The organism is Streptomyces sp. NPDC046335 (genome assembly GCF_055587985.1).
This window is the reverse complement of the sequence record NZ_JBVJFF010000011.1, coordinates 103,254-116,140: the sequence shown is the minus strand read 5'-3', so window position 1 is coordinate 116,140 and position 12,887 is coordinate 103,254. Positions and strand designations below refer to the sequence as shown.

The following is a 12,887-nucleotide window of genomic DNA, read 5'->3' as shown; positions in this document are numbered from 1 at the left end:
ACGCGGACAGGCAACGAGACGGACAATCTCACTCACTTCACGGACACTTCCCACCGCGGTGGCGGGAGCGGCACCGGCGATGTCACCGCTCCGCGCGACCAGAGCGACCGACGCGACCTCACCCGTACACGGCAGAACGGCTCAAGGCGAAGAATGCCCCAGCACACCTCAGGGTCCGACCGGGCAGCGGTTCCCCCCGCCGCCCGAAGCGGCGAGCAGGAGCGGCCTCCCGCCCCCTCGTCGCTGGACGAGTTGTGGCGCTCGTACAAGGAGACGGGGGACGGGCGGCTGCGGGAGCAGCTGATCCTGCACTACTCGCCGCTGGTCAAGTACGTCGCGGGCCGGGTCAGCGTGGGGCTGCCGCCCAACGTGGAGCAGGCCGACTTCGTCTCGTCCGGGGTGTTCGGGCTGATCGACGCGATCGAGAAGTTCGACATCGAGCGGTCGATCAAGTTCGAGACCTACGCGATCACGCGTATCCGCGGCGCGATGATCGACGAGCTGCGGGCGCTCGACTGGATCCCGCGGTCCGTACGGCAGAAGGCCCGCAACGTCGAGCGCGCCTACGCGACTCTGGAGGCGCAGCTCCGGCGGACCCCCTCGGAGAGCGAGGTGGCCGCCGAGATGAGCATCGCCGTGGAGGAACTGCACGCCATTTTCAGCCAGTTGTCGCTGGCTAACGTGGTGGCGCTGGAGGAGCTCCTGCACGTCGGCGGCGACGGCGGCGACCGCCTCAGCCTGATGGACACGCTCGAGGACCACGCGGCCGACAACCCCGTCGAGGTGGCCGAGGACCGGGAGCTGCGCCGGCTTCTCGCGCGGGCGATCAACACCCTGCCGGAGCGCGAGAAGACCGTCGTGACGCTCTACTACTACGAGGGACTCACGCTCGCCGAGATCGGCAACGTCCTCGGGGTGACCGAGAGCCGGGTGAGCCAGATCCACACGAAGTCGGTGCTCCAGTTGCGGGCGAAGCTGGCGAGTTTCGGGCGTTGAGCGCGCTGAATCGGTCCTGCCGGAGGCGCCCGGACGGGGGGAGCGGCTCCCGTGCGAGGCGTCCCGTCCGTAAGGTGGAGCTGTGCCAAGGATTCGAGCGGCCTCAGTGGCCGAGCACCGGTCGATGCAGCGCGGGGCCCTGCTGGACGCCGCGCGGTCCCTGCTGTCCGAGGGCGGTACGGAGGCGTTGACCTTCCCCGCTCTCGCCGAGCGCACCGGGCTCGCCCGGTCGTCCGTGTATGAGTACTTCCGGTCACGGGCGGCCGTGGTCGAAGAGCTCTGCGAAGTCGACTTCCCCGTCTGGGCGGCCGAGGTCTCGGCGGCGATGCAGGGCGCGGATTCGGCCGAGGGCAAGGTCGAGGCGTACGTCAGGCAGCAGCTCGCCCTGGTGGGCGACCGGCGCCACCGGGCGGTCGTGGCCATCTCCGCGAGCGAGCTCGACGCGGGGGCCCGGGAGAAGATCCGGGCCGCGCACGGCGGACTCATCGCCATGATCGTCGAGGCGCTCGAAAGCCTCGGGCACGAGCAGCCTCGGCTGGCCGCGATGCTGCTCCAGGGCGTGGTGGACGCGGCGGTGCGCCGGATCGAACTGGGCGCGGCGGAGAACCCCGTCGCCATCACCGAAGCGGCGGTCTCCATGGCCCTGCGGGGGGTGCGGGGCTGAGGCGGCATCGGCTGGGCCGGCGGTGTTCGGCTGGGCCCGCGGTGTCAGGTGCCGTAGCGGTGCCGGCCTCCGTTCGCCGGTGCGTGGCGCGGCGTGGCGTCTCTCAGCGCATGGGTGCCCCCTCGACCGGGAGCAGTCGCGACGGGCCGCGGTCGAGCAGCCAAGGCGGCAGCAGGGTCAGTGGGTCCAGGTAGGTGTCGGCTCTGCGGAGCCCCCAGTGGAGGCAGCTCGCGGGGCAGTGGCCCGTAGGGGGCGCCAGGGTGCCGACCCGCTCGCCCGCGGCGACCTTGGCACCCTTCTTCAGGGCCGGCCGCACCGGCTCGTACGTCGTACGCAGCGGAGGGTCGCCCGTGCCGTCCAGTTCCACCGAGACCACGCCCCGGCCCGCGACCTGCCCCGCGAACGAGACCCGGCCGGGAGCCACCGCCCGCACCGGGCTGCCCGGAGGCGCGGCGAGATCCACTCCGCGGTGGCCCGCGCCGTAGCCCGTCGCCGGCGGGTCCCAGGCACGCAGGACCGTGGGGCGGGTGCCGACCGGCCAGGCCGTGGCCGGGGGTGGGTCCGGTGCGGAGGCAGGTGCGGGGGCAGGTGCGGGGGCGGGCAGGTTCAGGGTGGTCGCCAGCAGGGCGGCGAGCGTGGTCAGGAGCAGTTCCAGGCGCATTGCTGAACCGTCCCGCGTTCCGGGGCTCCGCGGGGATCATGGTCCGGATCCGTGGACGACCGGCCCGTTGTGCATAACTCCGTCACCCGTCCGAAGACGACGGCAATCCCTCGATGACCGCGCACGGGCTCGGCCAAGCCCACCACCCTGTCCCGCCCCGCCAAGCACCCCGCCCCGCCAGGCGCCCGCCCCGCCAAGCACCGCACCCCGCCAAGCGCCCGCCAAGTAGCCCCCCACGCCCACCAAACCCCCGCCCCGCACCGCCGGAAGCCCCGCCCGGAAGCTCCCGCCGAAAGCCCCCGGAAACCCACGTCGGCTGGTCAAGGGCGGTGGCGTCATCGGGGGCCCCGCGGGTCCCGTACACTTCTTGTGGCGATCCGGGTCACCGGGTCGACTTCGCACGCCCCGACATCAGGCCCTCAACAGCCGGTGTCAGCGCCCCTCGGTCCCTAGCGGCAAGGCTAGTGGCAAGGCGCACAGCGGGCGTCAGGCGCGAGTGCCGTCCGGCACACGCGGCACAACCGAGAATCTCAAGGAGAACGGCCATGGCCGTCGTCACGATGCGGGAGCTGCTGGAAAGCGGCGTCCACTTCGGTCACCAGACCCGTCGTTGGAACCCGAAGATGAAGCGATTCATCTTCACGGAGCGCAACGGCATCTACATCATCGACCTGCTCCAGTCGCTGTCGTACATCGACCGCGCCTACGAGTTCGTCAAGGAGACCGTCGCCCACGGCGGCACGGTCATGTTCGTCGGCACGAAGAAGCAGGCGCAGGAGGCCATCGCGGAGCAGGCCACCCGCGTCGGCATGCCCTACGTGAACCAGCGCTGGCTGGGCGGCATGCTCACCAACTTCTCGACCGTCTACAAGCGTCTGCAGCGCCTCAAGGAGCTCGAGCAGATCGACTTCGAGGACGTCGCCGCTTCCGGTCTGACCAAGAAGGAGCTTCTCGTGCTCTCGCGCGAGAAGGCCAAGCTGGAGAAGACCCTCGGTGGTATCCGCGAGATGTCCAAGGTGCCCAGCGCCGTCTGGATCGTGGACACCAAGAAGGAGCACATCGCTGTCGGCGAGGCCCGGAAGCTCAACATTCCGGTCGTCGCGATCCTCGACACGAACTGTGACCCCGACGAGGTCGACTACAAGATCCCGGGCAACGACGACGCGATCCGCTCCGTCACCCTGCTCACCCGCGTGATCGCCGACGCCGTCGCCGAGGGCCTCATCTCCCGCTCCGGTGTCGCCACGGGCGACCAGAAGCCGGGCGAGAAGGCCGCCGGCGAGCCGCTCGCCGAGTGGGAGCGCGACCTGCTCGAGGGCGAGAAGAAGGCTGACGACGCCGAGGCCCCCAAGGCCGAGGACAAGCCGGCCGAGGCCGCCGCTGAGGCGCCCGCCGAGGCTGCCGCTGAGGCTCCGGCCGTCGAGGCTCCGGCCGCTGAGGCGCCCGCCGCCGAGGCCCCGGCCGCGGACGCCGAGCAGGCCTGACCGCACAGGTTCGGTAGATGACGGCGGGGGCCTGATCGGCCCCCGCCGTTCACCCGTACACCTTCGTAGATCTTTCAGACTCCGAGAGAGAATTTTCGATCATGGCGAACTACACCGCCGCCGACGTCAAGAAGCTCCGTGAGCTCACGGGCGCCGGCATGATGGACTGCAAGAAGGCGCTCGACGAGGCCGAGGGCAACGTCGACAAGGCCGTCGAGGCGCTCCGGATCAAGGGCCAGAAGGGCGTCGCCAAGCGCGAGGGCCGCTCCGCCGAGAACGGCGCCGTGGTCTCGCTCATCGCCGACGACAACACCTCCGGTGTCATCGTCGAGCTGAAGTGCGAGACGGACTTCGTCGCCAAGGGCGACAAGTTCCAGGCCGTGGCGAACAACCTCGCCGCCCACATCGCCAAGACGTCCCCGGCCGACCTCGAGGCGCTGCTCGCGTCCGAGATCGAGGCCGGCAAGACCGTCCAGGCGTACGTCGACGAGGCCAACGCCAACCTCGGCGAGAAGATCGTCCTGGACCGCTTCGCACAGTTCTCGGGCGCCTACGTCTCCGCGTACATGCACCGCACGATGCCCGACCTGCCCCCGCAGATCGGTGTCCTCGTCGAGCTGGACAAGGCCGACGCCGACGTCGCCAAGGGCATCGCCCAGCACATCGCCGCCTTCGCGCCGAAGTACCTCTCCCGCGAGGACGTCCCGGCCGAGGTCGTCGAGACCGAGCGTCGCGTCGCCGAGGAGACCACCCGCGCCGAAGGCAAGCCCGAGGCCGCCCTCCCGAAGATCGTCGAGGGTCGCGTGAACGGCTTCTTCAAGGAGGCCACCCTCCTCGGCCAGCCGTACGCGCTGGACAACAAGAAGTCGGTCGAGAAGGTTCTCGCCGAGGCCGGTGTCACCCTGAAGCGCTTCTCGCGCATCAAGGTCGGCATCTGAGTCCGTACCGCGATCGACGGTAGACCCCGCTAGGGTCGACAGCGGTCGCCCGCGCGCGGGGATCTCCTCAGGGGATACTCGAGCGCGATGTACGACCGCAGGATCTGACGAGGAGGCCATTGCCGAGCATGGGATGCGAACGACACCCCGCCGGCAGTGGCCTTCTTCGCATGTGTGTCAAGTAAGAGAAGCGAGATCACCATGACCACCAAGGCCGACTCCAAGAGTGACGACGACGGCAAAGGGGCCGGACGCTTCCTGCTGAAGCTCTCCGGTGAGGCGTTCGCCGGTGGTGGCGGCCTCGGGGTCGACCCCGACGTGGTGCACGCCATCGCCCGGGAAATCGCGGCCGTGGTCCGCGGCGGTGCCCAGATCGCCGTAGTCATCGGCGGCGGCAACTTCTTCCGCGGCGCCGAACTCCAGCAGCGCGGCATGGACCGTGCCCGCTCCGACTACATGGGCATGCTCGGCACCGTCATGAACTGCCTCGCCCTCCAGGACTTCCTGGAGAAGGAGGGCATCGACTGCCGCGTCCAGACCGCCATCACCATGGGGCAGGTCGCGGAGCCGTACATCCCGCTGCGAGCCGTGCGCCACCTCGAGAAGGGCCGTGTGGTCATCTTCGGTGCGGGCATGGGCATGCCGTACTTCTCCACCGACACCACCGCCGCCCAGCGCGCCCTGGAGATCGACGCCGAGGCGCTGCTCATGGGCAAGAACGGCGTGGACGGTGTCTACGACTCGGATCCGAAGTCCAACCCCGACGCGGTGAAGTTCGACGCGCTCGGCTACGGCGAGGTCATCACCCGCGACCTCAAGGTCGCCGACATGACCGCGATCACGCTGTGCCGGGACAACAAGCTGCCCATCCTGGTCTTCGAGCTGCTCTCCGCGGGCAATATCGCCCGGGCCGTCAAGGGTGAGAAGATCGGCACACTCGTGGGCGATCAGGGAAGCCGAGCCTGACCCCAGGGACCTGAACCAGCCTCAAGGAACGTATGCGAGACGCCCCTTGAGGGGATGGACAAAGCCCTGCCGGTCGGACACCGTGCAGGAAAGACACGCGACGCAGCCGGCCATCCCGTGCCGGCCGGGCCTACTCAAGACACGCAGGAGCAAGTGGTGATCGAAGAGACCCTCCTCGAGGCCGAGGAGAAGATGGAGAAGGCTGTCGTGGTCGCCAAGGAGGACTTCGCCGCGATCCGCACCGGCCGTGCGCACCCGGCGATGTTCAACAAGATCGTGGCCGACTACTACGGCGCGCTGACGCCGATCAACCAGCTGGCCTCGTTCTCGGTTCCCGAGCCGCGGATGGCCGTGGTGACCCCGTTCGACAAGAGCGCCCTGCGCAACATCGAGCAGGCGATCCGCGACTCCGACCTCGGCGTCAACCCGAGCAACGACGGCAGCATCATCCGGGTGACGTTCCCGGAGCTCACCGAGGAGCGCCGCCGGGACTACATCAAGGTCGCGAAGAGCAAGGCCGAGGACTCGAAGGTGTCGATCCGCTCCGTGCGCCGCAAGGCCAAGGACACCATCGACAAGGCGGTCAAGGACGGCGACATCGGCGAGGACGAGGGCCGTCGCGCCGAGAAGGAGCTCGACGACACCACCGCGAAGTACGTCGCGCAGGTGGACGAGCTGCTCAAGCACAAGGAAGCCGAGCTGCTCGAGGTCTGAGGCTCCGGTCCGAGGAATCAGGAAACCGATCCGTGAACGACTCTTCCTGGGGGGCGCCGCCCAGAGCCGGCTACTGGGGGACGCCCGACCAGGGACCCGGTCAGGGCGCGCCCCCGGCAGGTCCCGCGTACGATGCGCAGAACGCGCTGCTTCCGTCCGAGACGCGGCCCATGCCCATCGTGCCTGGCGTTCCCGTGAGCGGCTCACACCAGGTCGGCGACCGGGGGGCCACTCGGATGGGCGGCCCCCCGTTCCGTGACGACCCCCCGCAGGAGCCCATGCCCAGCGCACCACAGCCAACCCCGGCAGCTCCGCAGCCTCCGCAGAAGAAGAGCGCGGGCCGTGACCTCGGGGCGGCCATAGGAGTCGGCGTGGGGCTCGGCGCGGTGATCGTCGCCTCGCTGTTCATCGTGAAGGCCGTCTTCATCGGCGTCATAGCGGTCGCCGTCGTCGTCGGCCTCTGGGAGCTGACCTCGCGGCTCCAGGAGCGCAAGGGCATCAAGGCGCCGCTGGTGCCGCTCGCGCTGGGCGGCGCCGCGATGGTCGTCGCCGGTTATGTCCGCGGGACCGAGGGCGCGTGGGTGGCGATGGCGCTCACCGCGCTCGCGGTGCTCGTCTGGCGCATGATCGAGCCACCCGAGGGCTATCTCAAGGACGTCACGGCGGGCGTCTTCGCCACGTTCTACGTGCCTTTCCTCGCGACGTTCGTGGCGCTGATGCTCACCGCGGACGACGGTCCGCAGCGGGTGCTCACGTTCCTGCTCCTGACCGTGGTCAGCGACACCGGGGCGTACGCGATCGGCTGGCGCTTCGGCAAGCACAAGCTCGCGCCCCGCATCAGCCCCGGCAAGACCCGCGAGGGCCTGTTGGGCGCGGTCACGTTCGCGATGGCCGCGGGCGCGCTGTGCATGGAGTTCCTGATCGACGGCGGCGCGTGGTGGCAGGGCCTGCTGATCGGCCTCGCGGTCGCGGCGAGCGCCACGCTCGGCGACCTCGGCGAGTCGATGATCAAGCGGGACCTCGGGATCAAGGACATGGGCACGCTGCTCCCGGGCCACGGCGGCATCATGGACCGCCTCGACTCCCTCCTCCCGACGGCCCCGGTGGTCTGGCTTCTGCTGGTCGTCTTCGTGGGGTCGGGCTGATCCGTCGGCCTCACGGGGCGACGGTCCACTGTTCGCATCACCGTTCGACCGTTTGACCTGCGTAAACGTACGGAGGGACTCGTTGTCCACAGGGCGGCGGGTCCCTCTTCGTATGTCTGCGACACTGGATGGACCATGCCTGTACCTGGAGAACTCACTTTCGTCGCGCCCCGCGGTGCCAAGAAGCCGCCGCGGCATCTCGCCGACCTCACGCCCGCCGAGCGCAAGGAAGCCGTCGCCGCCACCGGCGAGAAGGCGTTCCGCGCCAAGCAGCTCTCGCAGCACTACTTCGGGCGGTACGCCCACGACCCGGCCGAGTGGACCGACATCCCCGCCGGTGCGCGCGAGAAGCTCCGGGAAGCGCTGCTGCCCGATCTGATGTCCGTGGTGCGGCACATCAGCTGCGACGACGACACCACCCGCAAGACGCTCTGGCGGCTCTTCGACGGGACGCTCGTCGAGTCCGTGCTCATGCGCTATCCCGACCGGGTGACCATGTGCATCAGCTCCCAGGCGGGCTGCGGCATGAACTGCCCGTTCTGCGCCACCGGACAGGCCGGCCTCGACCGGAACCTGTCGACGGGCGAGATCGTGCACCAGATCGTCGACGGCATGCGCGCGCTGCGGGACGGCGAGATCCCCGGCGGTCCCGCGCGGCTCTCCAACATCGTCTTCATGGGCATGGGCGAGCCACTGGCCAACTACAACCGCGTGACCGGCGCCATCCGCCGCCTCACCGACCCCGAGCCGGACGGCCTCGGCCTCTCGCAGCGCGGGATCACGGTGTCGACGGTGGGCCTCGTGCCGGCCATCCACCGGTTCTCCGACGAGGGCTTCAAGTGCCGCCTCGCGATCTCGCTGCACGCGCCGGACGACGAGCTGCGCGACACCCTCGTCCCGGTCAACACGCGCTGGCAGGTGCGCGAGGTGCTCGACGCAGGCTGGGAGTATGCCGCGAAGTCGGGCCGCCGCCTCTCCATCGAGTACGCGCTCATCCGCGACATCAACGACCAGGCGTGGCGAGGCGACCGTCTCGGCAGGATGCTCAAGGGCAAGCCGGTGCATGTCAACCTCATCCCGCTGAACCCGACGCCGGGCTCCAAGTGGACGGCCTCGCGGCCCGAGGACGAGAAGGCGTTCGTCGAGGCCATCGCCGCCCATGGTGTGCCGGTGACGATCCGGGACACCCGTGGCCAGGAGATCGACGGGGCGTGCGGCCAGCTCGCCGCCGCCGAGAGGTAGTCTGGCGGTCGTACGGGTCCGGTCGTACGAGTCCGTACACACATCTGCATATTCCGACAGGGGAGCGCCACAGCGCTGAGAGTGCGGCACCTTGGACAGGTGGGCCGCAGACCCTCTGAACCTCGCCCAGGTCATTCTGGGTAGGAAGTTCGGGCATTACTCAAGCTGTAGCGCCCTGCCCGCGTGCCACCGGCCCGCGGGCAGGGCCGCGTCTCTTCCTGGTCTCCCAGGAGGACTTTTCAGTGAGCATCAACAAGAACCTCACGGTCACCGCCGTCGCGGTGGGCCTCGGACTCGTCGCGCTCTCCGCGTGCGGCTCCGGAAGCGGTTCGGACAAGGCCGACTCCAAGAAGGTCACGCTCGTCACGCACGACTCCTTCAGCGTCTCCAAGGACGTACTGAAGGACTTCGAGAAGAGCTCCGGCTATCAGGTCACCGTCCTCGAGGACGGCGACGCGGGCGCCGCCGTGAACAAGGCGATCCTCTCCAAGGACAACCCCCAGGGCGACGTCTTCTTCGGCGTCGACAACACCCTGCTGTCCCGGGCGCTCGACAACGGGCTCTTCCAGTCGTACGAGGTCAAGGGCGCCGACGGCATCGAGGCGCGGTACCGGGTCGATGGGGACAAGCACCGGGTGACGCCCGTCGACAGCGGCGACATCTGCGTCAACTACGACAAGAAGTACTTCGCCGACAAGAAGCTGGCGCCGCCGAAGTCCTTCGACGATCTGATCAAGCCCGCCTACAAGGACCTCCTGGTCACCGAGAACGCCTCGACGTCCTCGCCCGGCCTCGGCTTCCTGCTCGGCACCGCCGCGAAGTACGGCGACAAGGGCTGGGACGGCTACTGGAAGAAGCTCAAGGCCAACGGCGTCAAGGTCGTCGACGGCTGGGAGCAGGCCTACAACGAGGAGTTCTCCGGTTCCGCCGGCGGCAAGAAGGCCAAGGGCGACCGGCCGCTCGTCGTCTCCTACGCCTCCTCCCCGCCCGTCGAGGTGCGCTACGCCGACCCGCAGCCCAAGGAGGCGCCGACCGGCGTCGCCACCGGCACCTGCTTCCGCCAGGTCGAGTACGCGGGCCTGCTCAGCAACGCGGGGAACACCAAGGGCGGCAAGGCGCTCCTGGACTTCCTCGTGGGCGAGAAGTTCCAGGAGGACATGCCGCTGAACATGTTCGTCAACCCGGTGCGCGAGGGCACGAAGCTGCCCGAGCTGTTCACGAAGCACGGCGTGACGGTCGACGAGCCGCAGACCATGGATCCCCAGAAGATCGCCGACAACCGCGAGCCGTGGATCAAGTCGTGGACCTCGCTCGTACTGAAGTGACGTCCCGCCCCCGCGAGGGGCGCGGCCGGGGGAGCGCGGCGCGGCTCGGCCTGATGGCGCTGCCCGTCGCGTTCTTCGCGGTCTTCTTCGCCTACCCGGTCACGGCGATCGTCGCGCGCGGACTGCACGTCGACGGCGGCTGGCGGTTCGCGCGGATCACCGAGGTGCTCGGGCAGTCCGACATCCGGCACGTGCTGTGGTTCACCACCTGGCAGGCGCTCGCGTCGACCGCGCTCACGCTGCTGATCGCACTCCCCGGCGCGTATGTGTTCGCGCGCTTCGACTTCCCCGGCAAGCAGGTGCTGCGGGCCGTCGTCACCGTGCCGTTCGTCCTGCCGACGGTCGTCGTCGGGACGGCGTTCCTCGCGCTGATCGGGCGGGGCGGGCTCTTCGACGAGCTGTGGGGCGTGCGCCTGGACACCACCGTGTGGGCGATCCTCCTGGCGCACGTCTTCTTCAACTACGCGGTCGTCGTCCGCACCGTCGGCGGGCTCTGGTCACAGCTCGACCCGCGGCAGGAGGAGGCCGCGCGGATGCTCGGCGCCTCGCGCTTCACCGCCTGGCGGACGGTGACGCTGCCCGCGCTCGGGCCCGCCGTCGCGGCGGCGGCGCTGATGGTCTTCCTCTTCACCTTCACCTCCTTCGGCGTCGTCCAGATCCTCGGCGGGCCCGCGTACTCGACGCTCGAAGTGGAGATCTACCGGCAGACCGCACAACTGCTCGATCTTCCGGCGGCCGCCGTGCTGACCCTCGTGCAGTTCGTGGCGGTGGGGCTGATCCTGGCGGTCCACGCGTGGACGGTGCGGCGGCGCGAGAGCGCGCTGAAGCTCGTGGACGCCTCCACCGTCGCGCGCCGCCCGCGCGGGCCGGGCCAGTGGGCGCTGCTCGGCCTGGTCATGGCCACGGTCGCCGGGCTGATCCTGCTGCCGCTCGGGGTGCTGATCCAGCGCTCGTTCGCCGGGCCCGACGGCTTCGGGCTCGCCTACTACCGCGAGCTGACCTCGGCGGACGGCGGCGTGTTCCTCGTACCGCCGATCGAGGCGATCTGGAATTCGCTCCAGTACGCGCTCGTGGCCACGGTCATCGCGGTCCTCGTCGGAGGGCTCGCGGCGGCCGCCCTCACGCGGCGCGCCGGGCGCCTCGTACGCGGGTTCGACGCGCTGCTCATGCTGCCGCTCGGCGTCTCGGCGGTGACCGTCGGCTTCGGGTTCCTGATCACGCTCGACGAGCCGCCGCTCGACCTGCGGGCCACCTGGATCCTGGTGCCGCTCGCCCAGGCCCTGGTGGGCGTGCCGTTCGTCGTACGCACCATGCTGCCCGTCCTGCGCGCGGTGGACGGACGGCTGCGCGAGGCGGCGGCCGTGCTCGGCGCCTCGCCGCTGCGGGCGTGGCGGGAGGTCGACCTGCCGATGGTGCGGCGGGCGCTGCTGATCGCCGCGGGGTTCGCCTTCGCCGTGTCGCTCGGCGAGTTCGGGGCGACGGTGTTCATCGCGCGGCCCGACAACCCGACGCTGCCGGTCGCCGTGGCGCGGCTGCTCGGCCGTGCCGGTGATCTCAACTACGGGCAGGCGATGGCCCTCTCCACGATCCTCATGGTGGTGTGCGCGGTGTCCCTGCTGCTTCTCGAACGCCTTCGGGCCGACCGCACCACGGGAGAGTTCTGATGACGACCGCCCTGCTGAGTCTGCGGGAGGCGACGGTCCGCTTCGGGGCGCGGGCCGTGCTCGACGCCGTCGACCTGGAGGTCGCCGAGCACGAGATCGTGTGCGTACTCGGTCCAAGCGGCAGCGGCAAGTCGACGCTGCTGCGGGCCGTGGCCGGGTTGCAGGGGCTTGACGCGGGGCGGATAGAGCTCGACGGGCGTGACCAGCGCGGGGTGCCCGCGCACAAGCGGGGCCTCGGCCTGATGTTCCAGGACCACCAGCTCTTCCCGCAGCGTGACGTGGCGGGCAACGTGGCCTTCGGGCTGCGCATGCGGGGCGCGTCGCGCGGCGAACAGGCCGACCGCGTCGCCGAACTCCTTGAGCTGGTCGGGCTGCCGAAGGCCCAGCGGCGCGCGGTGGCCTCGCTGTCCGGCGGCGAACAGCAGCGGGTCGCGCTGGCCCGTGCCCTCGCGCCCAGGCCGCGGCTCCTCATGCTCGACGAGCCGCTCGGCCAGCTCGACCGCTCGCTGCGGGAGCGCCTGGTCGTCGAGTTGCGGGAACTCTTCGGCGAGCTGGGCACGACGGTGCTCGCCGTCACGCACGACCAGGGCGAGGCCTTCGCGCTGGCCGACCGCGTGGTCGTCATGCGGGACGGACGGATCGCCCAGTCCGGCACGCCCCTGGAGGTGTGGCAGCACCCGGCCGACGAGTTCGTGGCGCGCTTCCTCGGCTTCGACAACATCACCGAGGTGACGGTCTCCGGCGGGGACGCCGAGACGGTGTGGGGCCGGATTCCCGTCCCGGTCGGCACCCCCGCCGGGCGGTGCCGCCTCCTGGTGCGCCCGGCCGGCGTGCGGCTCGTGCCCGCCGAGGAGGGGCTGCCCTGCGAGGTGACGGCACGGACGTTCCGGGGCACCCATGTCGCCGTCCACCTCCAGCCGAAGGAGGGCCCGCGCCTGGAGGCGGCGTGCGCGCTGCGCGAGGCGCCCGAGGTGGGGGACCGGGTGGAGGTCGCGTTCGACGCGGGGGATGTCGTCGTACTGGGGTGAGCGTCCGGACCGCCGGGCGGAGGCGTGAGACGCGGGGAGGGATGTGCGTGGGGGGATGGG

The 12,887-nt window shown here is 70.2% G+C and carries 12 protein-coding genes; 11 read left to right on the top strand and 1 reads right to left on the bottom strand.

From position 1 onward, the window contains the following. Window positions 1-153 precede the first annotated feature (153 nt). Window positions 154-996 (top strand): RNA polymerase sigma factor WhiG, encoded by an 843-nt coding sequence (gene whiG / locus ACZ6JY_RS26560; RefSeq protein WP_062783716.1) that lies wholly within the window; start codon window positions 154-156, stop codon window positions 994-996. A 106-nt stretch (window positions 997-1,102) separates the two neighbouring features. Continuing rightward, window positions 1,103-1,660 carry a TetR/AcrR family transcriptional regulator gene (locus tag ACZ6JY_RS26555; protein ID WP_469199597.1) on the top strand — a complete coding sequence of 186 codons (558 nt, stop codon included), beginning with the start codon at window positions 1,103-1,105 and terminating at the stop codon, window positions 1,658-1,660. 103 nt (window positions 1,661-1,763) lie between these two features. Here ACZ6JY_RS26555 and ACZ6JY_RS26550 read toward each other — a convergent pair whose 3' ends face one another. Continuing rightward, window positions 1,764-2,321, bottom strand: coding sequence for a M23 family metallopeptidase (locus ACZ6JY_RS26550; RefSeq protein WP_469199595.1), 558 nt, complete (start codon window positions 2,319-2,321; stop codon window positions 1,764-1,766). A 545-nt stretch (window positions 2,322-2,866) separates the two neighbouring features. On the opposite strand from ACZ6JY_RS26550, the gene rpsB reads away from it, so the two are divergent. The 9 genes from rpsB (at window position 2,867) to ACZ6JY_RS26505 (ending at window position 12,827) form a co-directional block, all read left to right on the top strand. Beyond that, window positions 2,867-3,805, top strand: coding sequence for a 30S ribosomal protein S2 (gene rpsB / locus ACZ6JY_RS26545; protein WP_469199593.1), 939 nt, complete (start codon window positions 2,867-2,869; stop codon window positions 3,803-3,805). A 101-nt stretch (window positions 3,806-3,906) separates the two neighbouring features. Further along, entirely contained in the window at window positions 3,907-4,743 is an 837-nt protein-coding gene (gene tsf / locus ACZ6JY_RS26540) for a translation elongation factor Ts (RefSeq protein WP_469199591.1), read from the top strand. Window positions 4,744-4,944: 201 nt separating this feature from the next. Next, window positions 4,945-5,709 carry a UMP kinase gene (gene pyrH, locus ACZ6JY_RS26535; RefSeq protein ID WP_469199589.1) on the top strand — a complete coding sequence of 255 codons (765 nt, stop codon included), beginning with the start codon at window positions 4,945-4,947 and terminating at the stop codon, window positions 5,707-5,709. 156 nt (window positions 5,710-5,865) lie between these two features. Continuing rightward, entirely contained in the window at window positions 5,866-6,423 is a 558-nt protein-coding gene (frr, locus tag ACZ6JY_RS26530; RefSeq protein ID WP_469199587.1) for a ribosome recycling factor, read from the top strand. A gap of 32 nt (window positions 6,424-6,455) precedes the next feature. Further along, window positions 6,456-7,568, top strand: a complete 1,113-nt coding sequence (locus tag ACZ6JY_RS26525) for a phosphatidate cytidylyltransferase (RefSeq protein ID WP_469199585.1) — start codon at window positions 6,456-6,458, stop codon at window positions 7,566-7,568. A 135-nt stretch (window positions 7,569-7,703) separates the two neighbouring features. Continuing rightward, a complete protein-coding gene (gene rlmN / locus ACZ6JY_RS26520) occupies window positions 7,704-8,810 on the top strand; it encodes a dual-specificity RNA methyltransferase RlmN (protein ID WP_447040264.1) in 1,107 nt (368 codons plus the stop codon). A 242-nt stretch (window positions 8,811-9,052) separates the two neighbouring features. After that, a complete protein-coding gene (locus ACZ6JY_RS26515; protein WP_469199582.1) occupies window positions 9,053-10,135 on the top strand; it encodes a thiamine ABC transporter substrate-binding protein in 1,083 nt (360 codons plus the stop codon). Next, the gene (locus ACZ6JY_RS26510) at window positions 10,111-11,799 is read left to right on the top strand and encodes an ABC transporter permease (protein WP_469199580.1); all 1,689 of its coding nucleotides are present in this window, start codon (window positions 10,111-10,113) and stop codon (window positions 11,797-11,799) included. The genes ACZ6JY_RS26515 and ACZ6JY_RS26510 overlap by 25 nt, the downstream gene beginning before the upstream one ends. Continuing rightward, window positions 11,799-12,827, top strand: coding sequence for an ABC transporter ATP-binding protein (locus ACZ6JY_RS26505; protein ID WP_469199578.1), 1,029 nt, complete (start codon window positions 11,799-11,801; stop codon window positions 12,825-12,827). The genes ACZ6JY_RS26510 and ACZ6JY_RS26505 overlap by 1 nt, the downstream gene beginning before the upstream one ends. Window positions 12,828-12,887 lie beyond the last annotated feature (60 nt).